Origin of the sequence: Caballeronia sp. LZ043, from assembly GCF_031451075.1 — a bacterium.
Taxonomy (GTDB): domain Bacteria; phylum Pseudomonadota; class Gammaproteobacteria; order Burkholderiales; family Burkholderiaceae; genus Caballeronia.
Genome location: NZ_JARUXT010000011.1, coordinates 95,449 through 118,197 on the forward strand (window position 1 = coordinate 95,449; position 22,749 = coordinate 118,197).

Annotated in this window: 20 protein-coding genes and 2 pseudogenes; 7 read left to right on the forward strand and 15 right to left on the reverse strand. The window is 64.9% G+C overall.

Annotation, left to right across the window (positions count from 1 at the left end; translation table 11 throughout):
• Positions 1–5: 5 nt before the first annotated feature.
• From QCE64_RS34815 to QCE64_RS34825, 3 genes are all read right to left on the reverse strand, one after another.
• Entirely contained in the window at positions 6–1,301 is a 1,296-nt protein-coding gene (locus QCE64_RS34815; RefSeq protein WP_309812896.1) for an MFS transporter, read from the reverse strand.
• A 68-nt stretch (positions 1,302–1,369) separates the two neighbouring features.
• The gene (locus tag QCE64_RS34820) at positions 1,370–2,293 is read right to left on the reverse strand and encodes a dihydrodipicolinate synthase family protein (RefSeq protein WP_309930627.1); all 924 of its coding nucleotides are present in this window, start codon (positions 2,291–2,293) and stop codon (positions 1,370–1,372) included.
• Positions 2,294–2,326: 33 nt separating this feature from the next.
• The gene (locus QCE64_RS34825) at positions 2,327–3,901 is read right to left on the reverse strand and encodes an altronate dehydratase family protein (protein ID WP_310008778.1); all 1,575 of its coding nucleotides are present in this window, start codon (positions 3,899–3,901) and stop codon (positions 2,327–2,329) included.
• Between the two features lie 153 nt (positions 3,902–4,054).
• Between QCE64_RS34825 and QCE64_RS34830 the strand changes: the two genes are divergently transcribed.
• A complete protein-coding gene (locus tag QCE64_RS34830) occupies positions 4,055–4,948 on the forward strand; it encodes a LysR family transcriptional regulator (protein ID WP_404987853.1) in 894 nt (297 codons plus the stop codon).
• Here QCE64_RS34830 and QCE64_RS34835 read toward each other — a convergent pair.
• Complete coding sequence (locus tag QCE64_RS34835; RefSeq protein WP_310008780.1) at positions 4,914–5,909, reverse strand: LysR family transcriptional regulator; 996 nt, start codon at positions 5,907–5,909, stop codon at positions 4,914–4,916. The two genes, QCE64_RS34830 and QCE64_RS34835, sit on opposite strands and share 35 nt — an antisense overlap.
• A 185-nt stretch (positions 5,910–6,094) precedes the next feature.
• Here QCE64_RS34835 and QCE64_RS34840 point away from each other — a divergent pair, with 185 nt between their 5' ends.
• A complete protein-coding gene (locus QCE64_RS34840) occupies positions 6,095–7,159 on the forward strand; it encodes an Ldh family oxidoreductase (RefSeq protein ID WP_309917820.1) in 1,065 nt (354 codons plus the stop codon).
• Between the two features lie 41 nt (positions 7,160–7,200).
• Here the strand turns inward: QCE64_RS34840 and QCE64_RS34845 are convergent, their stop codons facing one another.
• The 3 genes from QCE64_RS34845 to QCE64_RS34855 all read right to left on the reverse strand — a co-directional run bounded on the left by QCE64_RS34845 (position 7,201) and on the right by QCE64_RS34855 (position 10,920).
• Complete coding sequence (locus tag QCE64_RS34845; protein ID WP_309917823.1) at positions 7,201–8,553, reverse strand: MFS transporter; 1,353 nt, start codon at positions 8,551–8,553, stop codon at positions 7,201–7,203.
• A gap of 202 nt (positions 8,554–8,755) precedes the next feature.
• Positions 8,756–10,270, reverse strand: coding sequence for a CotH kinase family protein (locus QCE64_RS34850; protein ID WP_310008782.1), 1,515 nt, complete (start codon positions 10,268–10,270; stop codon positions 8,756–8,758).
• 203 nt (positions 10,271–10,473) lie between these two features.
• On the reverse strand, positions 10,474–10,920 hold the full coding sequence (locus tag QCE64_RS34855) for an Rrf2 family transcriptional regulator (RefSeq protein WP_309917829.1): 447 nt from the start codon (positions 10,918–10,920) through the stop codon (positions 10,474–10,476).
• A 93-nt stretch (positions 10,921–11,013) separates the two neighbouring features.
• Between QCE64_RS34855 and QCE64_RS34860 the strand changes: the two genes are divergently transcribed.
• A complete protein-coding gene (locus QCE64_RS34860) occupies positions 11,014–11,919 on the forward strand; it encodes an NAD(P)/FAD-dependent oxidoreductase (protein ID WP_310008784.1) in 906 nt (301 codons plus the stop codon).
• Between the two features lie 16 nt (positions 11,920–11,935).
• Here QCE64_RS34860 and QCE64_RS34865 read toward each other — a convergent pair.
• Positions 11,936–12,109, reverse strand: a pseudogene (locus tag QCE64_RS34865) (cupin domain-containing protein); the annotation flags it as partial.
• A 231-nt stretch (positions 12,110–12,340) separates the two neighbouring features.
• Here QCE64_RS34865 and QCE64_RS34870 point away from each other — a divergent pair.
• Positions 12,341–12,496, forward strand: a pseudogene (locus tag QCE64_RS34870) (LysR family transcriptional regulator); the annotation flags it as partial.
• Here QCE64_RS34870 and QCE64_RS34875 read toward each other — a convergent pair.
• Positions 12,493–12,888: a RidA family protein gene (locus QCE64_RS34875; protein ID WP_310008786.1), complete on the reverse strand. Its 396-nt coding sequence runs from the start codon at positions 12,886–12,888 to the stop codon at positions 12,493–12,495. The pseudogene QCE64_RS34870 and the gene QCE64_RS34875 overlap by 4 nt on opposite strands.
• A gap of 142 nt (positions 12,889–13,030) precedes the next feature.
• Between QCE64_RS34875 and QCE64_RS34880 the strand changes: the two genes are divergently transcribed.
• Positions 13,031–13,960, forward strand: coding sequence for a LysR substrate-binding domain-containing protein (locus tag QCE64_RS34880; protein ID WP_310008788.1), 930 nt, complete (start codon positions 13,031–13,033; stop codon positions 13,958–13,960).
• On the opposite strand, the gene QCE64_RS34885 is transcribed toward QCE64_RS34880, so the two are convergent.
• The 6 genes from QCE64_RS34885 to prpR all read right to left on the reverse strand — a co-directional run bounded on the left by QCE64_RS34885 (position 13,938) and on the right by prpR (position 21,458).
• Positions 13,938–15,305, reverse strand: a complete 1,368-nt coding sequence (locus QCE64_RS34885; RefSeq protein WP_310008791.1) for a sensor histidine kinase — start codon at positions 15,303–15,305, stop codon at positions 13,938–13,940. The two genes, QCE64_RS34880 and QCE64_RS34885, sit on opposite strands and share 23 nt — an antisense overlap.
• Positions 15,286–15,963, reverse strand: coding sequence for a response regulator transcription factor (locus QCE64_RS34890; protein WP_309812846.1), 678 nt, complete (start codon positions 15,961–15,963; stop codon positions 15,286–15,288). The genes QCE64_RS34885 and QCE64_RS34890 overlap by 20 nt, the downstream gene beginning before the upstream one ends.
• Positions 15,960–17,267 (reverse strand): MFS transporter, encoded by a 1,308-nt coding sequence (locus tag QCE64_RS34895; protein ID WP_310008794.1) that lies wholly within the window; start codon positions 17,265–17,267, stop codon positions 15,960–15,962. The genes QCE64_RS34890 and QCE64_RS34895 overlap by 4 nt, the downstream gene beginning before the upstream one ends.
• Positions 17,268–17,349: 82 nt before the next feature.
• A complete protein-coding gene (locus QCE64_RS34900; protein WP_309917845.1) occupies positions 17,350–18,339 on the reverse strand; it encodes a quinone oxidoreductase in 990 nt (329 codons plus the stop codon).
• 31 nt (positions 18,340–18,370) lie between these two features.
• The gene (locus QCE64_RS34905) at positions 18,371–19,378 is read right to left on the reverse strand and encodes an ABC transporter substrate-binding protein (protein ID WP_310008796.1); all 1,008 of its coding nucleotides are present in this window, start codon (positions 19,376–19,378) and stop codon (positions 18,371–18,373) included.
• Positions 19,379–19,511: 133 nt separating this feature from the next.
• Positions 19,512–21,458: a propionate catabolism operon regulatory protein PrpR gene (gene prpR / locus QCE64_RS34910; RefSeq protein ID WP_310008798.1), complete on the reverse strand. Its 1,947-nt coding sequence runs from the start codon at positions 21,456–21,458 to the stop codon at positions 19,512–19,514.
• Between the two features lie 188 nt (positions 21,459–21,646).
• On the opposite strand from prpR, the gene prpB reads away from it, so the two are divergent.
• Complete coding sequence (prpB, locus tag QCE64_RS34915) at positions 21,647–22,543, forward strand: methylisocitrate lyase (RefSeq protein ID WP_309930644.1); 897 nt, start codon at positions 21,647–21,649, stop codon at positions 22,541–22,543.
• 20 nt (positions 22,544–22,563) lie between these two features.
• A partial coding sequence (locus QCE64_RS34920; protein WP_310008800.1) for a citrate/2-methylcitrate synthase occupies positions 22,564–22,749 on the forward strand: 186 nt, incomplete at its 3' end.

The window sequence follows — 22,749 nt, forward strand, 5'->3', positions numbered from 1 at the left end:
TGTCCTCAAACCGGCAGCTTCTTCTGATAGTCGATCGCCAGCACCACGATCATCTGGAACACCGCGACGGCGACGAAGAACATCAGCGCGAGGAAGTACGAGCCGGTCGTCTGCACGATATAGCCGATGAAGATCGGCACGAAGATGCCCGCAATATTGCCTACAAAATTCATGATGCCATTCAGCGTGCCAGTGCGCGCACGGGTGGCGAGCATGGCAGGCGTCGCCCAGTTGCAGCCGCCGCACCAGCGCAGGAAGAACAGCGCGACGCACAACAGCCCGACCACGGCGAACGGTGCGCGCACGTTGGCGACACCGAGCATGGACGCGGCTACCGCGAACGCGCCGATCATCATCATGCTGCGATACACCAGGTTCGAACTGCCGCCTGCCGCCTTCCACTTGTCCGCGAGCGATCCGGCGATCACTTCGCCGACGAAGCCCGCGAAGAAGATGATGAAGGTCGCGCCGCCGAGCGACTTCAGATCGAAACCATGCGCCTTGTAGAGATAGGTCGGCAGCCAGGTCATCAGGCCGAAGAAGATCAGGTTCGTACATGTGTGGCTCGCGCACATGCCCCACACGGAACGGAAACCGAAGAAGCGCAGCATCGAGCCGCCCGCTGCGGTCTTAGGCTCTCGTGCATCTTCTTCCGCATGCGCGCGCTCGATATAATCTATTTCCGCCTGACTGATCGACGGATGCTCGCGCGGCGTATTGCGGATGTACCACCAAGCCCAGATGCCGCAGAGAATCGTACCGACGCCCGCCACGACGAACGCCGCGCGCCACGAACCGAACCACGTCATCAGCGTTGCAACCACCACTGCGCCCACGCCGGAGCCGAGCGCGCTGCCTGCATCGACGATGGATGCGCCGCGCGTCTTCTCGTTCTGCGTGAGCCAGAGCGCGTTGAGCTTGCCGCCGCCCGGATAGATCGGCGCTTCCGTGATGCCGAGTCCAAGACGCGTCAGCAGCAACGCGAACCAGCCCGTGCAGAGGGCGCCGAGCGCCTGGAACGCGCCCCAGCCGATGGTCGCCCACGCGATCAGCGCGCGCGGCTTCAGGCGGTCGGCAAGCATGCCCGAAGGCACCTGCATGAAAAGATAGGTCCAGAAAAACGAGCTGAGGATGAGCCCTTGCCGCTCGGGCGAGAGATCGAATTCCGCCGCGATGGCCGGCATCGCGACGGACAGCGCCGCGCGATCGATATAGTTGATCGACACGAGCAGCAGCAGAAGAAGAAAGATCTTCCATCGCACGCTCGTCATTCGGGCGGTCTGTACACCGGACACATCCATGTCCTGTCTCCTGATTGTTTTTGTGAAGTAAGCCGTAGCGGTGTGCCCTTATTGCGGGCGAAAGGTGTTCAGCGGCCCCAGCGCAGCACGAGCGGATCCAGACGGCGCGCGACTTCGAGCAAGCCTTCACGGATCTTCGGATGCACGGGCGCCAGCGGATGACGCACGGCCTCCGAGCCGATGACGCCGCCTTCCTTCATCAGGATCTTGCAGGCGGCAAGCCCGCATTGGCGGTTTTCGTAGTTGATGAGCGGGAGCCATTGCTGATACAGCGCGGCCGCCGTTTCGCGATCGCCGCGCGCGTGCGCATCGACGATCTTGCGAATGCCGTCCGGATAACCGCCGCCGGTCATGGAGCCCGTTGCGCCCGCATCGAGATCGGGCATCAGCGTAATGGCTTCCTCGCCGTCCCACGGACCGATCACGCTGTCGCCGCCCAGCTCGATGAGCTCGCGCAGCTTCGCCGCGGCCTGCGCCGTCTCGATCTTGAAGTACGACACGTGCTCGATCTCACGCGCCATGCGCGCGAGGAACGGCGCGGACAGCGGCGTGCCCGCGACAGGTGCGTCCTGGATCATGATCGGAATGCGGAGCGCGTCGGACACCTTGCTGAAGAACTCGTAGATGCCCTTCTCGGTCACGCGGATGGTCGCGCCATGGTACGGCGGCATGATCATCACCATCGCCGCACCCGCGGCTTCCGCGGCGCGGCTGCGCTGTGCGCAGACTTCGCTGCTGAAGTGCGTCGTCGTGACGATGACCGGCACGCGGCCGGCCACGTGTTCGAGCACCGTGTGCATGACGGCGTCGCGTTCATTGTCGGTGAGGACGAACTGCTCGGAGAAGTTCGCGAGAATGCTCAGGCCGTTCGAACCCGCATCGATCATGAAGTCGATGCAGCGCTTCTGGCCTTCGAGGTCGAGTGCGCCTGCGTCGTTGAAAATCGTCGGGACGACCGGAAAGACGCCGCGATAGTGGCTATCGTTTGACATGCTGTTGACGTGTAAGAGTGAAGTGAAATGCGCTTACGTGATCGCGCCGATCTGCCAGGGCACGAATTCGTTCTGCCCGTAGCCGTGAATCTCGCTGCGCGTGCGCTTGCCGGAGGCAGCGTCGAGCATCATCTGGAAAAGCTCGGCGCCCATCTGTTCGATGCTCTTCTCGCCGCTCAGAATGGGACCGCAGTTCAGGTCGATGTCCTCCGCCTGGCGGTTCCACAGCGCGTCGTTGGTGGCGATCTTGAGTGAAGGCGTCGGTGCGCAGCCGTAGGCCGAACCGCGTCCCGTCGTGAAGCAGATCAGGTTGGCGCCGCCCGCTACCTGTCCCGTCGCGGAGATCGGGTCGTAGCCGGGCGTATCCATGAACACGAGGCCTTTTGCAGCAACGCGTTCGGCGTATTCATACACTTCGACGAGATTCGATTCGCCCGCCTTCGCAATGCCGCCGAGGGACTTTTCGAGCACCGTCGTCAGGCCGCCGGCCTTGTTGCCCGCCGAAGGATTGTTGTTCATCGCCGCGCGGTTGCGCGCGCAGTAGTCTTCCCACCAGTGAATCCGTGCGACGAGCTTTTCTCCCACTGCGCGACTCACCGCGCGGCGCGTCAGAAGATGTTCCGCGCCGTAGATCTCGGGCGTCTCCGACAGGATCGCCGTGCCGCCGTTCGCCACCAGCAGATCGACTGCCGCGCCCAGCGCCGGATTGCCTGAAATGCCCGAGTAACCATCCGAGCCGCCGCATTGCAGCCCGACGACCAGATGCGACGCCGGCACCGGCTGACGCTCCACGCGATTCGCGGCCGCGAGCATCGCCTGCACGCGTTCGATGCCGTGCGCGATCGTCTTCGCCGTGCCGCCCGTCTCCTGGATGTTGAAGGTCTGCAACGAAGGCGCTTCCGAGAGCCCTTGCGTCTCCAGGAGGCGCGCAATCTGGTTCGTCTCGCAGCCCAGCCCGATCACGAGCACGCCCGCGAAGTTCGGATGCACCGCATAGCCGCCGAGCGTGCGCTGCAGGAGCGCGAGCCCTTCCCCTTCCGGGTCCACCGCGCAGCCCACGCCGTGCGTGAGCGCCACGACGCCGTCGACATTCGGGAAGGCGGCAAGCGCATCGGGATGCGTGTCGCGGCGGAAGTGATCCGCGATAGCCCGCGCCACGGTGGCGGAGCAGTTCACCGAGGTCAAGATGCCGATGTAGTTGCGCGTGGCGATGCGGCCATCGGCGCGCACGATGCCGTCGAAGGTCGCGGGCGTGGCGGCGCGGGGCGTAGGACGGGCATCGGCACAGAACGCGTAATCGCGATCGAACTCGCCCATCGCGAGGTTATGGATATGAACGTGCTCGCCCGCCTCGATCGCGCGGCTCGCGAAGCCGATGATCTGGCCGTAGCGCCTGACCGCTTCGCCCGCGGCGATACTGCGCGTCGCCACCTTGTGGCCCGGCGGAATCAGTCCGGATACGACCATGTTCTCGGCAGGAAGACAGGTGCCGCCGATGAGCTGTTCCCGTGCGATGACGACGTCGTCATCACGATGCAGGCGGATGACAAGGGGGCGTGCAGCGGCTTCAGTGATGGCGCCGCCGGATGAGGCGTGGGTATCGTGCATTGAACTGGCCCGTCTGGCGGGTCTCTGGTGATTGTCTCCGGGGCTCAATATACGGGCGCGCTTCGGCCCCTGTATATTGAATTGTTTCCATCCCCCGATCACTTTTTCTACTCGCCGATGAAGACCGTCCAAATGCTGCTGTCGAGGTTGCGCATGAAGCAACTGCAACTCTTGATCGCGCTCGACGAACACAAGTCGCTGCACAAGGCGGCCGTCGTTTTGTCGATCACGCAGTCCGCTGCGAGCAAGGCGCTGCATGAACTCGAAACCATGCTCGATGCCGCGCTCTTCGAACGCTCCGCCTCCGGCATGATTCCGAACGCGTACGGACGGCGCGTGATCGACTATGCAAGGCTGCTGACGACGGACCTGACGCAGTTGTGCCACGACCTCACCGATATCAAGGCGGGGCGCGGCGGACGGCTGTCCATCGGCGCGATCATGGGCGCGATTCCCGCGCACGTCGTGCCCGCGCTCGATGCGCTGCACGCGGAACGGCCGGACGTGACCATTGAAATCGTCGAGGACACGAGCGCGCGCATGCTGACGCAACTCGATGAAGGGCGGCTCGATCTCGTCATCGGACGCTCGGCGGTCAGCGCGCAACCGGCGAAGTACCGCTATGTGAAGCTCGCCGACGAGCCCTTGTCCGTGGTGGTGGGTTATCGCTCGGCGCCGCGTTCGCGCAAGCCGCTCGACATGCACGACCTCGCGCATTGCCGATGGGTGACGTATCCGAGCAAGATGCCGCTGCGCGAACTGCTGGAGCGCGAGATGGACCTGGCCGGCATCGACATGCCGCCGAATACCGTCTCGACGGCCTCCACGTTCGTCACGGTCGCGCTGCTCAATCAGGGACGCGATCTCGCTTCGCTCCTGCCCACCGATATCGCCGAAATGTTCGCGCGCCACAAGATGCTGAGCATCCTGCCGATTGCGCTGCGTTCGCCGTCGCAGACCTTCGGCATCGTCACGCGGCGGGGCAGCGTGCTCTCGCCGATTGCGGCGCGCCTTATCGAACTGCTGAGGGAGGGGGCGCGAGACTGAGCGAACGAGCCTCCGGCAAGCATTGCGCCGCGATGCCCAGCACGATGGCCACGAATTCCTCCGCCGCCTGCGAAATGGTGTCTTCCTTCCGCGTCAGCACACTGTAGTTCGACATCGTCCGCCGTATCGGTACGTCGAGATAGCCAAGCAGTCCGTGCTTCACATATTTGTCCATCGCCGCCTGGGGCTGCAGGGAGATCATGTCGGTGGCCTGCAGCAGTTCCAGCGTCGTGAAGATCGACGGTGTCTCCACGATGCCCACCGGCGGAAGCAAGCCCGTTGCCGCGAACGTCTCTTCGAACAGCAGCCGCATGGCGGTGCCCTGCGGGTACAGGATCCACGGCCATTCGCCCAGATCGGCAATCTCCATGCGCCGCCGCTTCAGCAGCGGATGATGCCGCCCGGCCACCACGCGCGCCGGCTCGGCCAGCAGATCGACCACATGGAATAGCGCCTGATGGCGCGGCTCGGTGGGCCGCCCGATCATGACGTCGAGCCGTCTCTCCTCGAGCCATGTGGCGAGTTGATCGCTGCTCTGCTCGACCAGCCTGATGATGAGTCTCGGCCGCCTGCGCTGAAGCTCCTTGATCGCGGCCGTCACGAGTTGAGCGGCGGAGGCCGGAATGAAGCCCACCGTGAGATGACCATAACCGCCGTTCTTTAACGTCGCGAACTCGTTCGAGAACTTGCCGAGATTGGACAGAGTGGTAGTGGCATAGCGCACCGAGAGCAGACCGAGGTCCGTGGGCCGCATCTCGCGTGGCAGCCGCTCGAACAGCGGCGCGCCGAACAGCGCTTCCAGGTCGCTCAGGATCTTGGTGGCGGCCGGCTGGGTAACATGCATCTGCTCGGCCGCGATGCGCAGGTTGCGCGTGCGTCCAAGCAGCTCCAGCAACTGGAGATGCCTGAAGCGCAGCTTGGGCAGCACTTGCGCAGCGGACAGCGTGGAATCTTGCGGCATAAGGGTAAGACCTAGGAAGGGAAACGCCGACTCATAACCAGATGGAATTGATTTTACGCAATTCGCGATTGGACCTTTATCGAAAGCCCAAAGGACAATTCAGACCGGCTTCCCGCAATCAGGCAAGCGGCAGTCTTTGCACAATCAAATCAATCATTCCAATCACTCTCACGGACACAATCACGATGAATGCACGAGTCCGATATCGCGCCGATGCATTGCAGGACTTCGCGCGGCGTCTGCTGGTCAAGGCCGGCATGGAAGAGGTCAAGGCGCAGGCGGTCGCGCATACGCTGCTGGACGGCGACCTGATGGGACACGACACACATGGCCTCGCCTTGCTGCCGGGTTATATCGGCGAAATCGAGCGTGGCACGATGACCTGCTCCGGCGAACCCGAAGTCATCTCGGAGCGTGGCGCAAGCCTGCTATGGGATGGCCGCCGTCTTCCCGGCCCCTGGCTGGTGTTGAGCGGCATCGATGCGCTGGTGCCGAAGGCGCGCGAGCATGGCAGCGCGACGCTGGTGATCCGGCGCAGTCACCATATCGCGTGCCTGGCCAGTTATCTGGAGAAGGCCACGGCCGAAGGCTTCCTGATCGTGCTCAGCAGTTCGGATCCCGCCGTGCAGAGCGTGGCGCCTCACGGCGGCACGCGCTCGGTCTTCACGCCCAATCCGATCGCAGCGGGCATTCCCACGTCGGGCACGCCGTTCCTGATCGACATCTCGGCATCGACCGTGACGAACGGCATGACCGCGCGCCAGCACAAGGCCGGGCAAGTCTTCGAGGAAGCCTGTTTTCTCGATGCAGAGGGAAATCCGAGCGGCGATCCCGGCGTGCTGTCAGCCGATCCGCCGGGCTCCATTCTGCCGGTCGGCGGCATGACGTACGGACACAAGGGCTTCGGGCTGGCGCTATTGATCGAGGCGCTGACGGGCGGTCTTGCAGGTCACGGCCGGGCCGATCCCGCCGATGGCTGGGGCGCCACCGTCTTCCTGTCGCTTTATGATCCGGCGGCGTTCGGCGGCCCCGCCGCATTCGCACGGCAGATGGACTGGCTCGGCGAAGCGTGCCGCGATAACCCGCCGCGTCCCGGCACGTCGAGCGTGCGCATGCCGGGTGATCGTGGACTCGCGCTCAAGCGCGAGCAACTGCGCGACGGGGTGGCATTGCATCCGACCATCGCACCGGCACTTGTCGCCTGTGCGCAGCGCTACGACATTCGGCTTCCCGAAGTCCTGGCTGGATGAAGGCAAGCGAGAGCCCAAGGCTCTCGCTTGTTGCACTGAGGTTATGCGTCCCGGCTGAGCGCAGCCGGAGGAATGGGGCCACGCACCAGCAGCCAGTAGCCGATGACGGCAACCGCCGCCACGCCTGCGCCCACGAACAACGCGGGCTGGAACGAGTGCGACTGCTGCACGATGAAGCCCGTGATCACCGGCGCCAGCGCACCGCCGAAGTAGCCGCCGAAGTTCTGCATGGCGCCGATGGACGCGGTGCAGTTGGCGGGCGCCGCCACCGATGCCGTCGCCCAGGCCGCGCTGCTCGATACGTACAGCAGCAACATCGAGATCGAGATGAAGATGACGGCCATGGTTGCGCTGTGCGTGAGACCGGTCAGGACCGTGAACACCGCGACGCCGGCCAGCGAGGCCGCCATCGGATACTTACGGCTGTTGATCGCGGATACGCCCCGGCGCGCAAGCACGTCGCAGATCTTCCCGCCGGACAGGCTGCCCACCACGCCGAACAGATAGGGCACCGCCGCGATCCATCCGGACTTGGAGATGGTCAGGTGAAACTCCATTTGCAGGTAAGTCGGCAGCCACGCGTTATAGAGCCACAGCACGTAGATCGTGCCGAAGAACCCCAGCAACATGCCCCACGTCGTGCCGAATTCGAACAGGCGACGCCAGTCGCTCCAGGTCGGACGCGTCTGGGCTTCTCCTTCGACGTCGGTCAGATAAGCGCGCTCGCTGTGGGTCAGGTCCACTTGCCGCGGATCGCGATGCACGAGATAGAAGCACAGCGCCACGACCAAACCGGCGATCCCCATGATGCCAAACATCCAGCGCCATCCCACGGTCAGCATGACCACGGTGAGGAGCGGCGCGGAGATCGCGGTACCGAGCGTCGATGAACTGTTCCAGATGCCGGTGGCCGCGCCGCGTTCCTTCTTGCCGAACCAGTCGCGCACGACCTTGGCGCTCGTCGGAAACTGCGGCGCCTCGCCGACGCCGAGCACCATGCGCGCAGCGAAGAACTGGCTGAAGCTGGTCACGACGCCGCCGAACGCCTGCGCCACCGACCACGTCGCGAGACTGACGGCGAGCATGACGCGCGCGCCGAAGCGGTCGACCAGTGCGCCTGCGGGCAATTGTGCAAACGCATAGGCCCACAGAAACGCGGAAAGCAGCAAGCCCATCTCAGCGACGGACAATCCCAAATCCTGGCGAATCAGCGGATTGGCGATGGACAGGGTGGCGCGGTCGATGTAATTGATGACGCCGCTCAAAAGCAGCAGGGCCAGCGCGGTACGCTGGATGCGCTTGATCCGGGGTGAGGCCTGATCGCTGGAAGCGAGGTTCTGGACGCCGCCGGCGTCCGACTCCGGCACGCGCGGCGCCGTGGAGGATTGCTCCATGGGAAAGTCTCCTGGATGTTTTGTTCTAATCGGCGAGGCCGTTTTATCGATCCGCACGCGCGCATTGCGGCATTGGACTGACGCACAATAGGTCCGCGACCGTTAGAAATCCAATCAATATTCCTCGCGAAGCAATTCCATTTGTTTATCGCGAACTAGGGGCAAACCCGAGCGCGCCTGGCGCCCGGGTCCCAATGCAGGATCAGAGATTCTCGTCCAGCCAGGTCGTGCGTTGCTGGAGCCAGTTCTTCACATAGTCGATCTCGCCTTGATAAGAGCCGGTCACGACCGGATTCGGCCACACCGACTGGTCGAGAATGGGCCAGCGCTGGAAGTTGCGCGCCTCGCCTCCGCTCGATACGAGCGCCGCCGCGCTGGTATCGAAATACGCAGGCAAGGTATCGATCTGCGCGGCCTTCGCTACCACCCATTTGGCCCGCACGCGCGTCTCGAAGGTGGGATCCACACTCTTCATGCGCGAGATCCACTTGTTGTCCGCGATCCACCATCCAAGCGGATACTGCGCGCCCGAATAGTTGACGTTGCCGGCGCCGATGTCGAAATCCCAAAGCGGACCAAATTTCAACTTGCCGCCGACATCCTTGTAGAGATAAATGCTCGCATAACCTTGCGCATCCTGGTTCTTGAACAGCTCATTGACGAGATACCAGTTGATCAGCGCGGTGACGTCGAAGTACTTTTCATAGCCGGAAGCGGCATCCGTGGCGGAATCCGAGAACAGCGCATCCTCGGCGGCCTGCACGTATTGCCTGATGTAGGCCGCCTGTGCATCCGACGCAGGCGACGGCGTATCGATACAGAGCGGCACACCATGCGTCGTGGTCCAGCACGAATCGCCATCCAGACGCTCGTTGATCTCCAGAATGAAGCCGGTATTCTCCGGAGCAACGGTGTTATCGGTGTCGGCGATATTGACGCGGTTCTTGTCCACGCGGACCGATTCAACCAGATCGTAGACACCCAGGTATTCGCCGTTCAACGTCACTTCGACAGGCAGATCACGCGGTGTCCAGTCCATGCCGAGCCGCTTGCCCAGCTCGAAGGCCGCGCGATTGCGCAACAAGGTCTTGTCGGAGTAGTTCGCCAGCAGGACCCAGTTCTTGTCCTTGGGCAAGCCGAGCAAGCCGGCCTTCTCGTCGAGCTTGATCTTGTACGGCTTTTTTGGCATGTCCCAGGTGCTATGGCCGCGTCCGCGAATGGAGGCCCGCCCTGAATAGACATAGTTGCTGTCGGTTTGCGCGATGCTGATCGTCGCGCCGACATAGTTCACTTTGTCGGCGATGGGTGCGGCGCCGTCTGTCGTGATGCTTACCTTGGCAGGCAGCAGGATGTTGCCGATGACGACCGGCGTGGACGCGCCGTTGTCCGACGTGGCCGGGGTTGAAGCGCCGGTATCAGTGCCTGCGCCTGGAGTCGTACCGCTATCGGCAGGCGCTGTCGACGATCCGGAGTCGTTCGCCTGCGGATTGTCATCCGGCGCAGTGCTGCCGCCTTGAGCAGGCGCCGACGCTTCCGGCGTTGCACTCGCTGAGCTCGTCGGTGATCCGCTTGCGCTGGTTGCAGGAGTCGATGAACCATCGCTGCCGCCTCCGCCCCCGCAGGCAACGAGAAGAACCGACAAGAGCATGGATGCAAGCGTCGACGACGACAGAGGCTTGCGCGTTTTGGTCTGTGTGCCCGGTAACATTTCCAGCATGATTCTCCAAACCGTCCTTGTTATTCAAAGCTATGAGATGACAAAAGATCGCCTCAATAGCGCGTTGATGACAGTTTGATGACTATAGGGAAACGTTCGGAGTGTTACTGGAAGGTTACTGAACTATTACATTTGAATCGTCATTTACCGAGCAATAGCATTGCCGTTTGCGATGCGGGAAAAGTTACGAACCGAAGAAGTTATCAGCGCTTGCCAGAAGCCCTCCCGCGTGACACCGGAAGCCTGACGCCGCGCATCAGCGCCGCAAGCGTGAGCTTTTCGAAGCGCGCCAGCATGACCGCTTCGGCGTCGCGCAGGGTGGCCGAGAGATGCGCATTCACGGCCTGTTCGACGAGACATTCCGGATGATCTTCGGAGACCAGATCGGAGAACAGAGGCGGCTCGCCCACCGCCCGGTAAACATCCAGCAGCGTGATCTTTTCGAGCGGTTGCGCCAGCGCCCACCCTCCGCCATGCCCCTTCTCCGAAGCAACCAGACCGCTGTCCCGCAGCCCGCCGAACAAGCGTCTGACCACCACCGCATTCGTGCCGAGCATTTCGCCGAGTGCTTCGGAGGTCAATGGTCCATCCGCCTGCTTCAGGTGAATCAATGCATGCAGGACGCGTGACAGGCGGCTATCGGTTCTCATGTCGGACGATCATCTCAAGAAACTTTTGAAGTTGCATGAAAGTTTAGCATGCGGCTATCATGAAACTCGTGAAGTTACTTGAAAGGACATCAGATGGAAACGCACTTCGATGTGATCGTGATCGGCGGGAGCTTTGCGGGACTCTCGGCGGCGATGCAGCTGGCGCGTGCCAGACGGCGCGTGCTGGTGCTGGACGGAGGGCGGCCGCGCAACCGCTTCGCGCCGCATTCGCACGGCTTCTTCGGACAGGATGGCAAGACGCCGGCCGATATCATCCGCGACGCAAGGTCACAATTGCTGGCCTACCCGACTGCGCGAGTCGCGATCACCGAAGCGCTCACTGCCGAACGCGAAGCCGGACGTTTCGTGGTGACGTGTGCGGATGGAACTTCGTCGAGCGCGGACCGCCTGATTCTGGCTACCGGCATGCGCGATGACCTGCCTGCCCTGCCGGGACTCGAAGCACGCTGGGGACATTCGGTGCTGCATTGTCCGTATTGCCATGGCTACGAAGTCGCGGACAAGCAGCTGGGCGTGCTGGCGACGCACCCGCTTTCATTCCATCAGGCGATGCTGGTTCCCGACTGGGGACCGACGACATGGTTCACGCAAGGCATCGTCGAACCGACAGCCGACGAAACTGCATTGCTCGAAGCTCGTCATGTGCGGATAGAAGCGTCGCGCGTCGTCGAGGTGCTGGGCAATGCGCCGGAGATGACCGGAGTGCGTCTCGCCGATGGTCGCGTCGTCGGCATCGATGCGCTCTTCGTGGCGCCCCGGACGCACCAGGCAAGCCCGCTCGCGCAGCAACTCGGATGCGCGCTCAAGGACGGCGCGCTCGGGTCGTTCCTCGTCGTCGACGACGGAAAGCAGACGAGCGTCCCGGGCGTCTTCGCCGCAGGCGATGCAGCGACGGAGTGGGCCAACGCAACGTTCGCCTCGGCCGCCGGCGTGACGGCGGGCGTCGCCGCGCATCGATCGCTCATCTTCGGGTTGTAGGCCGCAGGCGGACCGATCAAAGATCGGTGGCCACGATCAGCAGCACTTCGGCCACCGCCGCACCCACCGAGCGAATCCGGTGCGGAATCTGTGCATTGAAGTAGATGGAGTCGCCCGTCGCGAGCTCGACCTTGTGCGTGGCGAACTCCATTTCAATCTTGCCGCGATGCACGAAGAGAAACTCCTCGCCTTCGTGCTCCTTGAACTGTTCACACGGTCGAGAAAGCTCACGAAATACAGCAGCATGACGAGCGGAATGATGCGCCACATCAGCTTGCGCGATACGCGCGCTTCGATGTCGTTCTGCATGTGTCTCCTCCGGACGAGGCGGCGCCGTGCCCTCGCGGAGCCGGCGCTCGAAATAAGATTGTCAGGCCGCGGCCGCGACTTTCTGAAGCAGTGCGCAGACCGCTTCGGTGACTTGCGCGGTGGCCGCCTCGTGCCCGTGCTGACCGACTACGAAACGCCCAACGCCGATATCTACGCGGTCTACCTGCAACGTCACCAGATGTCGACGCGGAGTCGCGCGTTCGTCGACTTCATGGCGCGCACGTTTCAGGATGGCGGAGGCGCTTAGCGGTCCTCCGCGCCGGGCACCACGGCGATCGCCTCGATCTCGATCATCGCCTCGGGCGTGTAGAGCGCGCGGATCTCGGCGATGGTATCGGCGGGATAAGGCGCCGAAAAGAACTTGCGGCGCAGCGCGACGACGTCTTCGAAGTGTCCCATGTCGGTCACGAAGATCGTCACCTTGACCACATCATGCAGGCTCGCACCGCCGGCTTCGAGCGCGCGCCGCAAGTTGGCGAAGGCCTGTTCGCCCTGCGCCATGAAGCCGCCCGTCACGATCTGCCCGTCCTCGTCCGCGCCGGCCTGGCCGGAGATGAACAGCCAGCCGTTGGCCTTGATGCCCTGCGACAGCAGGAAGGACTCGTAGGGATCGGGACGGGTGATGACGCGTTCGCGCATGATTGAGTTCCTTTCATGTATATCGGCGGCGGAAGTGTCGCCGACAAGAAGACGATACTCATGCGATACACGCCTGACAAAGGACGAATAGTCAGCTGTAAGATGAGCCGATCTCATCTATCCCGAGCCTACCGAAGCGCCCATGCACCGACATTCCCTGCCGCTCTCAGCGCTTCGCGCGTTCGAAGCCGCCGCTCGCCTCGGCAGCTTCAAGGCCGCCGCCGACGAACTCGCCGTCACGCCGACGGCCATCAGTCATCAGATCCGGGGCCTGGAGCAGCAGATCGGCGCGTCGCTGTTCAGCCGTCAGGTGCGCCGGGTGACGCTGACCGATGCGGGCGCGCAGCTTTATCCGGTCTTGCGCGACGGTTTCGACGCTTTCCAGGCGGCGCTCGCCCGGCTGACGCAGCTGCGTCAGCGGCCGCGCGTGGTCATCTCGGCGACGAACGCGTTCACTGTGAAATGGCTCGTCCCGCGCATGACGCGGTTTCGCGACAGCCTGCCGGGCATCGACCTGCAATTGCAGGCTTCGGATGAACCCGTGGATCTGCGCTCGACCGCCATCGACATCGCGATTCGTTACGGACGCGGCCCCTATCCGGGCCTCATCACCGAAGCGCTGTTGGCGGACTGGTTCGCGCCGGTGGCCAATCCGCGTCTCGGCGTGCGTTCAGTCGATGATCTCGCGCGCTGGCCGCTGATCTGCTTCGACTGGCATCGCTCCGATCCGCGCAATCCCACCTGGGAGCGCTGGTTTGCCGAGGCGGGTCTGGCGGTGTCGAAATCGGCGGGCGAGTTGCGCTTCTCGGACGAAGGCCACGCGATTCAGGCGGCCGTGGCCGGTCAGGGCATCGCGCTGGTCAGCCAGGCGCTGGTTGCGGAAGAACTGGCTTCCGGCCATCTGCATCAGCCGTTCGGACCGGGCATCGACGGCCATACGTACCATCTGGCCGTCTCCAGCGAACGGACGCTGTCCGCGAGCGCGCAGGCCGTGCTCGACTGGCTGAAGGGGCAGTCCGTGGCGGACGGCGGCCCGCCGCCGCTTGCCGTCACCCCCGCAGGATCACCGTGAACTTCGCGCCCCGCTCCGGCGCAGCTTCACCGATCTCGATCATCCCGCCATGCGCCCGCACGATCTCCCGCGCGATGGCGAGCCCGAGTCCGCTGCCCTCTTCCTCCGACGCCCGGAAAAACGGCTCGAACACCCGCTCGCGCAGTTCCGCCGGAATGCCCGGACCTTCGTCGAGGACGCATACAAACACCGCATCGTCCACGCGCCGCGCTTCGACCGTGACGCGCGTGCCGTCGGGCGAATAGCGGATCGCGTTATCGACAAGATTGGAAAGCGCCGCCGACAGCAACGGCTCGCTGCCTCTGACGACGAGCGCGGCGTCCTCGAAGGACACGGCCAGTTCTATGTCGCGACGGCTCGCCGCCAGCGCCAGCTTCTCCACCGCGCGCGCGATCACGTCCTTCAGGTCGACGGACTCTCGCTCGAACCGCGTGTAATCGGCCGATTCGGCCTGCGCCAGCATCAGCAACTGATTGATCAGCGCGACCATCGCGCGATTGCTGTGATGCATGGCCGCGAGCGTCTCGCGCACTTCGTCGAGATTGTGCTGACGGCGCGCGTACTGAAGCTGCGAGCCGAGCAGCGTGAGCGGCGTGCGAATCTGATGCGCGGCGTCGGCGATGAAGCGCCGCTGCGTCGCGCTCTGCTGCTCGATGACATCGAGCGACGCGTTGAAGGCCGCGACCAGCGGCTGCAACTCGGCGTGCAGATCGGTGGCGTCGATGCGGTTGCGGCCCTGCCGGGGACGCGCGGTGAGCGCGGCGGCGAGCCGTTCGAGCGGCCTCAGTTCCAGCGCGAGACCCGCGCAGATCAGCGCCATCGCCACGGCGATGCTGCCGAGGATATAGGCGAGCTGCGGCTTCCACAGCGAGGCGACGAGCGCGTCGCGCGCCGCCTGCGTGCGTCCCACGGAGACGACCACCTCGACGGTGCGTCCCGCGTCGAACATCGGCCGCGTCAGCGACACCGCGCGCACCGGCAGTCCGGATACGCGCGCGTCGTACCACTGCGGCAGGCCGGCGAGCGGCAGGCCCGGAAAATCGGACGTGCCCGCGATCACCGCGCCGCCTGCAATCTGCACGCGATAGAACACCTGATCGCCCTCCGGCGTGCCGACGATCTGGATCGTGCTCGGCGACACCGACGCCACCAGGTCGTCGCCGCTCCAGCGCACATCGGCGGCGAGCACGCGGGCGGCGGCCAGCAGCGCCGCGTCCTGCAGCAGGTCGGCGGTGCGGCGCGCGTTGGCATGCGTGATCCAGGCCGCGATCAGGCCGAAGGCCGTCATCGGCACGATGAGCCAGAGCAGCAGCCGCGTGCGCAGGCTACGCGTGCGGCTCTTCATGTTCCAGCAGATAGCCGAGCCCGCGCAGCGTGATGATCGCCGCCGTGCTCTTCTCGATCTTCTTCCTGAGCCGCGAGATATAGATTTCGATGGCATCGCCGCTCGGCGGCGCATCGCGGTCGTCCACCGCTTCCGCCAGCACCGCCTTCGATACCGTGCGCCCGGCCTGCAGGATCAGCGCTTCGAGCACCGCGTGCTCGCGCGGCGTGAGGGAGAGCGCGTCGTCGTCGACGAAGAACTGGCGGCGGTCCATGTCGTACAGCAGCGTGCCGCAGCGCAGGCGGTTCGAGCGCACCGGCGCGTGACGCCGCGCCAGTGCCTTGATGCGCGCGACCAGTTCGCGGTCGTCGAAGGGCTTGACGACGTAATCATCCGCGCCGTCGCTCAGGCAGATGACCTTCTCGCCGATATCGCCCGTGGCCGTCAGCACCAGCACGGGCGTGTCGTTGGCGCCGTCGCGCATGCGCCGCAGCACCGCCTTGCCCGACATCCCCGGCAGGTTGAGGTCCAGCAGCACGACGTCGTAGCGCGTGCCGGCGAGCGACGCCTCGGCCGCTTCGCCGTCCGGCGCGTGCTCGACGAGAAAGCCCTCGTCGGTCAGGGTTCTCGCGAGCCAGTGCGCCAGTTGATGATTGTCTTCGATCAGCAGCAGTTTCATTGCTCGGTCACGCCGTGCCACCTGTAGCCGTTGCGGGCCTCGCGCGAGCGGTACAGCACCAGCGTCGCCACCGCGCCGCACACGGCCGCCACGGCCATCCACGCGCCGGGCGCGGCCTTGTCGCCGGTGAAGTGAATCAGCGAGGTCGAGATGGCCGGCGTAAAGCCGCCCACCAGCGTGGCGAGGCTATAGGCCATCGAGAAACCGGTCGTGCGCACGTGCGCCGGCATCAGCTCGGTGAGCGCGACCACCATCGCACCGTTGTACCACGCATAGAGCACCGAGAGCCACAGTTCCACCGCCAGCAGACGCTCGAACGAAGGCGCCGCGACCAGCCATTGCATCGCCGGATAGGCCGTGAGGATGGTCAGCACGGTGAAGAGCAGCAGGATGGGACGGCGTCCGAAACGGTCCGACACCGCGCCCGACACCGGCAGCCAGATCAAATTCGAGAGACCCACGCAGACGGTCACGATGAGCGAATCCATCGACGACAGATGCAGCACGTTCTTGCCGAAGGTCGGCGTGTAGGTGGTGATCAGATAGAACGATGCCGTGGTCATGATGACGAGCCCCATGCCGCCGAGAATCAAGCCGGCGTTCTGCACCATCGACTTCATGATCTCGCTCATCGACGGATGATGCTTGCGGGTCGCGAACTCATCGGTCTCGCGCAGCGTGCGGCGGATCAGGAACAGGAACGGCACGATCAGGCAGCCGATCAGGAACGGAATGCGCCAGCCCCAGGCGTTGACGTCGGCGGGCGGCAGGGTCTGATTGAGCAGCACGCCCAGCGATGCCGCGAAGATCACCGCGACCTGCTGGCTGCCCGACTGCCACGAGCAGAAGAAGCCGCGCCGGCCGGGCGTCGCGATCTCGGCGAGATAGACCGAGACGCCGCCCAGCTCCACGCCCGCCGAGAAGCCTTGCAGCAGGCGCCCGAACAGCACGACCACCGGCGCCGCGATGCCGATGGCCGCATAACCCGGCACGAGCGCCACGCACGCGGTGCCGACCGCCATCAGCGAGAGCGACAGGATCAGCCCCTTGCGGCGTCCGTGCCGGTCCACATAGGCGCCGAGGACGAGCGCGCCGATCGGGCGCATCACGAAGCCCGCGCCGAACACCGACAGCGCGAGCAGCAGCGAGACGAATTCGTTCTCGGCCGGAAAGAAGGTATGCGCGATGGCGCTCGCGTAATAGGCGTAGACGGTGAAGTCGTACATCTCCAGGAAATTGCCGCTGACCACGCGAAAGACGGAGCGGAACGGCGATTCGGAGCGATTCGGAATATCGGTTTTCATCAGCATCCTCGGATAGCGAAAGGACGAGTTGGGGCACCGGCGACGCTTGAGCGTCGCCGGATGAATTGGGAAAAGTTGAAGCCTAGGCGATCGCCATCACGGCCTTGCCGGACTGACGCCGCTCTTCGAGCGCCGCATGCGCCAGTTCGACGTCGTCCAGCGTGTAGCGGCCGTTGATCTCCACACGCAGCGCGCCTTGCTGGATGGCGGCGAAGACATCGTCGGCGCGGCGCTGAACGGTCGCGGCATCGGCGAGATGATCGGCGAGGCGCGGCCGCGTCAGGAACAGCGAACCCGCTTCGCCGAGTTCATACGGATCGAGATCGCGCATCGGGCCTGTCACCGAACCGTAGTTCACCACCAGCCCGCGCACGCGCGTCGCGCGGAAGCTGTCGCGCAAGGTCGTCCTGCCGACGGCATCGAACACCACGTCGACGCCGCGTCCATCGGTCAGTTCGCGCACCCGGTCCGCAAAGCCGCCGTGCTCGTAGAGCAGCACGTGATCGGCGCCGCGCTCGCGGGCGATGGCGGCCTTGTCGGCGGTGCTGGTCGTCGCGAACACCTGCACGCCGCGCCGCTTCGCCAGTTGCACGAGCAACTGTCCGATGCCGCCCGACGCCGCATGTACGAGGCACGTCATGCCGGCTTGAAGTTGCGCGACATCGTCGAGCAGATAGTGCGCCGTGGAACCCTGGAAGATCGCGGCGGCGGCCACGTCGTAGGCGATGCCGTCCGGCAAGCGCGCAAGACGTGCCGCCGGAATCACCGCGTAGTCCGCATACGCGCCCCACGCGATGCACCACGCCACCCGGTCGCCCGGACGGCACGACGTGACGCCCGCGCCGCATTCCACCACCTCGCCCGCGCCTTCCATGCCGAGCGTGCACGGCAGGCGCACGGGATAGGTGCGCGAATCACGATACTTGCCCTGGCGCGTATGGACGTCCATGAAGTTGATGCCCGCCGCGACGACGCGCACCAGCACCTCGCCCGGCCCCGGCTTCGGCACCTCGATCTCGACGCGGCTCAGAACCTCCGGACCGCCGTACTCGTGAATCTGAATCGCTCGCATGAGCGTGTCTCCGTTGTGATGTGGAATCGCGTTACTGCGCGGCAGCGACGAAGCGGTCGGTCCACGTGCGCGCGAGATCGACGTGCCGCGCCGATACTTCGGTATCGGCTTCGGCCAGGATCGCGAGCACGGTCGCGGGGGCGTCGGCGGGCATGCGTCCGTCGGTCGAGAAAGCCGGTTTCATGACCGCCAGCGCCTGCCGGTAGATGGCCGGGTTGTCGCCCTTCAGCGCCGCCGGCATCGCGGCCGCGATGTCCTGCTCACTGCGCGTCTGGATGAAGCGCAGCGCGGCCAGCATCGCGCGCACCAGACGCGCCGTTTCATCCGGATGGGCGTCGATCCATTCGCGGCGCATGTAGAGACACGCGCCCACGTAGGAACCGCCCAGTTGCGCGCGCGAGTCGGCGATGCTGCGCAAGTCCACCAGCGGCCGCGCCACGCCGCGCGACAGAAGACGCGTGGCGGTGGGTTCCTCGGTCATGGCGGCATCGACTTCACCCGACACGAGCGCCCGCTCGAACGCCGCTTCGGTCGCGAGCGGCACCACGGTATAGGCGCCGGCCGGCACACCCGCGCGGGCCGCCAGATAGCGCGTGAGGAAATCCGTCGATGAGCCGAAACCGGTCACGCCAAGCTTGCGGCCTCTGGCATCGGCCATGGTGCGCATGGCGCTCGCGCTGCGCGTCAGTTCGATCAGGCCCGCCGAGCGCCCCAGCACGATCACCGACTGCACGTCCATGCCACGGCTTTGCAGACCAATCGTATGGTCGTAGAAACCGACCGCGCCCTGGATGGCGCCGGCGACGAGTTCGGTGGACGTGTCGATGCCCGCCGGCGAAGACAGCACGCGCACGTCGAGTCCTTCGCGACGGAAGTAGCCGAGCTGGTCGGCGAGCATGACCGGCAGATAGATCAGCTTGGCGACGCCGCCCGTCATCAGCCGGATGGGCTCCGCGCGCGCCGCCTGCGCCGCGCACAGCGCGCTTGCCAAGGCAACGCAGACCAGCCAGCGGACGAGCGATCGTGCTCGGAACGGCATTGAGAAAGTCTCCTGAACAGCTTCAAGGCGCTTGTTGAAACAATCGCCTGCAATGTCAGGAAGTATAAGAAACCGTGCCCTTCTGAAAGCTTTCCGCCGGGCAGGCGTTTTCTCCGTAGTTTCCCGACTCCAGTCAGCGTTTGTCGTTCAGCTTGCGCCACAGCGTGGTCTTGCTGATGCCGAGCGCCCGGCACGCCGCATCGCGATCGCCGCCGTATTCGTTCAGCGTGGCGCGGACCTGATCCGCCTCCGCCGTGCGGCTCATCTGGCGCAGACCGGGGTTGGCGTCCGCGTCCTGCGCCGTATCGAAGACTTCGGGCGCGAGGGCCGCGAAATCGTCCAGCGACAGCTTCGGCTCGCGCCCGCTCCGCCCCGGCAGATGCGCCATCTCCACGGCGACACGTTCGATCACGTTCTGCAGTTCGCGCACGTTGCCCGGCCAGCGATAGGCGCCCAGCGCCGCCTGCAAGGGCGCGAGCGCCTTGCCGACCGCATCGCGATCCGGCAGCCGCCTGCCGAGCGTTTCATCGCGGCTTGCTGCCTGCGCGAGCAGTTCGACGGCAAGCGGCGCGATATCGCCGGGCCGCGCGCGCAGCGGCGGCAACGCGATGCTCAGGATGTTGATGCGGTAAAACAGATCGGCGCGGAACGAGCCGTCCTGCACGGCCTGCGCCAGCGGCCGATGCGTCGCGGCGATCACGCGGATATCCACGCGCGTCGGTTCGGTCGAGCCGAGCCGCACGACTTCCCGTTCCTGCAACACGCGCAGCAGCCGGCTTTGCAGCGACGACGGCATCTCGCCGATTTCATCGAGAAACAGCGTGCCGCGATGCGCCGCTTCGATCAGCCCCGCCCGGCCGCCCTTGCGCGCGCCGGTGAACGCGCCTTCCTCATAGCCGAACAGTTCGCTTTCCAGCAAGGCTTCCGGAAACGCGCCGCAGTTGATCGCGACGAACGGAAAGTCCTTGCGGCGGCTCATCTGATGCATGCTCTGCGCGACCATTTCCTTGCCGGTGCCGCTTTCGCCGAGGATCAGCAGCGTGGCGTCGGACGTGGCGTACTTGCGCACCAGCGTCTTCACCCGCTGCATGACGTCCGACTCGCCGACGATCGCTTCCAGCCGGTAGCGCGCGACGAATTCCTGTGCGCCCTGCCGCGCGCGCAGGGTCCGGTCCAGCCGCTCGACGGCGCGCGATTCCTGGAACGTGAACAGCGTGCCGTTTGTGGCGCCGTCCGCGCCGAGCGGCCCGCGATGGATCGCGTAGCTGACGCCGCGCACATGGCCGACGACATCCTCGCCGTCCGCGGGCAGGATGCCGTCGAGCGCCGGCGCCACGTCGAGCAGCGCACGGCCGGCGACGCGGGCGGCATCGGGCAGGCCGAGCGCATCGAGCAGGCGGCGATTGATCGCTTCGATGCGGCCCTCGGCATCGACCGCCACGACGCCGTCGCGCAGATGCTGCAGCAGGTTGTCGAGCCGCGCGCGCCGCCCGGCTTCGCGACGCATCGCCTGCGCGACTTCGAGCGCGGTCTCCAGCGCCGAGGCAACCGACGTGCGCGAATAGAGAAACACCGACTGCATGCCGGCACGGGCGGCGAGATCGGTCACGAGGCCCGGGCCCACGACCACGTCGATACCGCGGTCGCGCAGATCGAGCACGAGATGCTCCGCGTCCTGTGCCGAGCGATACGACTCGCAGGCCACATCGATGGCATACGCGGCGAGAAAGCGGCGAATCTCCGGCGGCGTCTCGCCGTGCGTGACGAGCGCCATGCGGGCGTCCTCGCGGCGCGCCTTGGCGAGCGCCTGCATCACGTCGAAGCCGGTCGGGCTGACGATCACCACCGGCACCGACACGCGCGTCTTCAGATACGCGCCGTTCGAACCGCCCGCGACGATGACATCGGGCCGCTCGCCGGTTTCGGACTCGATGCGCGTGACGGCGTCTTCGTAGCCGAGCGGGATGGCGTCGAGATCGGCGCGGTCGGCGTATTCCTCGCCGACGTCCATGAACAGGTCGCGCAGCCGGCTGATGCCGACCGCCCAGATGCGGGGGCGTGAGGCGGTTTCGGGTTTCATGTTGGGCTGTTTCTTCTGAAACTCCTAGCCTAACCCACGCGTTCCCATTCCGAAACACGAATTTCATTCCTGAAATCATCGAGCGTGCGAGGCAGGCAGCCAAGTTCAGGCAAATCAACGGCTTACACCGCCCGCCCCACATGGCAGGGATTTTGCAAACGATCGGAGCCTTCCAAGGAGACATCAACTTGAATTCAACTTCGCCACTCGAACAGACTGCCGGCGCGCGCTTCCGCCAGGCCGTCCAGGACGAATCCCCCTTGCAGGTCGTCGGCGCCATTACCGCCTATGCGGCGAAGATGGCCGAGGCCGTCGGCTTCAAGGCGCTGTATCTGTCGGGCGGCGGCGTCGCCGCGAACTCGCTCGGCATGCCGGATCTCGGCATCAGCACCATGGAAGACGTGCTGACCGACGCGCGGCGCATCACGGATGCATCGTCGCTGCCTCTGATGGTCGATATCGATACGGGCTGGGGCGGCGCGTTCAACATCGCGCGCACGGTCCGCTCGTTCATCAAGGCCGGTGTGGCGGCCGTGCACATGGAGGACCAGGTCGGACAGAAGCGCTGCGGCCATCGTCCGGGCAAGGAAGTCGTCTCGAAGGGCGAGATGGTGGATCGCGTCAAGGCGGCCGTCGATGCCCGCACCGACGCCTCCTTCGTCATCATGGCGCGCACGGATGCGGCGGCTGTCGAAGGCATCGATGCCGCGATCGAGCGCGCGGTCGCTTATGTCGAAGCCGGCGCGGACATGATTTTCCCGGAGGCGATGAAGACGCTCGACGACTACCGGCGCTTCAAGGCGGCGGTGCAGGTGCCGATTCTCGCGAACCTGACCGAGTTCGGTTCGACGCCCTTCTTCACCGTCGATGAACTGAAGGACGCGAATGTCGATATTGCGCTGTACTGCTGCGGCGCATATCGCGCGATGAACGCGGCGGCGCTGAACTTCTATGAAACCGTGCGGCGCGACGGCACGCAAAAGGCTGCCGTCGACACCATGCAATCGCGCGCGGACCTGTACAAGTACCTCGGCTATCACGCCTACGAAGACAAGCTCGACCAGCTGTTTTCCGCCCAGAAATAACGCACCCAGGAGACGAACACATGAGCGAAGCAGACAACAGCACCGCCACGGGCGGTTTCAAGCCGAAGAAGTCCGTTGCGCTGTCCGGCGTGACGGCGGGCAATACGGCGTTGTGCACGGTCGGCCGCACCGGCAACGATCTGCACTATCGCGGCTACGACATTCTCGATCTCGCCAACACGTCCGAGTTCGAAGAGATCGCCTAT

Coding starts and splice junctions, on each gene's coding strand:
- QCE64_RS34815 (WP_309812896.1), bottom strand. CDS start 1,301: ATGGATGTGTCCGGTGTACAGACCGCCCGAATGACGAGCGTGCGATGG.
- QCE64_RS34820 (WP_309930627.1), bottom strand. CDS start 2,293: ATGTCAAACGATAGCCACTATCGCGGCGTCTTTCCGGTCGTCCCGACG.
- QCE64_RS34825 (WP_310008778.1), bottom strand. CDS start 3,901: ATGCACGATACCCACGCCTCATCCGGCGGCGCCATCACTGAAGCCGCT.
- QCE64_RS34830 (WP_404987853.1), top strand. CDS start 4,055: ATGAAGCAACTGCAACTCTTGATCGCGCTCGACGAACACAAGTCGCTG.
- QCE64_RS34835 (WP_310008780.1), bottom strand. CDS start 5,909: ATGCCGCAAGATTCCACGCTGTCCGCTGCGCAAGTGCTGCCCAAGCTG.
- QCE64_RS34840 (WP_309917820.1), top strand. CDS start 6,095: ATGAATGCACGAGTCCGATATCGCGCCGATGCATTGCAGGACTTCGCG.
- QCE64_RS34845 (WP_309917823.1), bottom strand. CDS start 8,553: ATGGAGCAATCCTCCACGGCGCCGCGCGTGCCGGAGTCGGACGCCGGC.
- QCE64_RS34850 (WP_310008782.1), bottom strand. CDS start 10,270: ATGCTGGAAATGTTACCGGGCACACAGACCAAAACGCGCAAGCCTCTG.
- QCE64_RS34855 (WP_309917829.1), bottom strand. CDS start 10,920: ATGAGAACCGATAGCCGCCTGTCACGCGTCCTGCATGCATTGATTCAC.
- QCE64_RS34860 (WP_310008784.1), top strand. CDS start 11,014: ATGGAAACGCACTTCGATGTGATCGTGATCGGCGGGAGCTTTGCGGGA.
- QCE64_RS34875 (WP_310008786.1), bottom strand. CDS start 12,888: ATGCGCGAACGCGTCATCACCCGTCCCGATCCCTACGAGTCCTTCCTG.
- QCE64_RS34880 (WP_310008788.1), top strand. CDS start 13,031: ATGCACCGACATTCCCTGCCGCTCTCAGCGCTTCGCGCGTTCGAAGCC.
- QCE64_RS34885 (WP_310008791.1), bottom strand. CDS start 15,305: ATGAAGAGCCGCACGCGTAGCCTGCGCACGCGGCTGCTGCTCTGGCTC.
- QCE64_RS34890 (WP_309812846.1), bottom strand. CDS start 15,963: ATGAAACTGCTGCTGATCGAAGACAATCATCAACTGGCGCACTGGCTC.
- QCE64_RS34895 (WP_310008794.1), bottom strand. CDS start 17,267: ATGAAAACCGATATTCCGAATCGCTCCGAATCGCCGTTCCGCTCCGTC.
- QCE64_RS34900 (WP_309917845.1), bottom strand. CDS start 18,339: ATGCGAGCGATTCAGATTCACGAGTACGGCGGTCCGGAGGTTCTGAGC.
- QCE64_RS34905 (WP_310008796.1), bottom strand. CDS start 19,378: ATGCCGTTCCGAGCACGATCGCTCGTCCGCTGGCTGGTCTGCGTTGCC.
- prpR (WP_310008798.1), bottom strand. CDS start 21,458: ATGAAACCCGAAACCGCCTCACGCCCCCGCATCTGGGCGGTCGGCATC.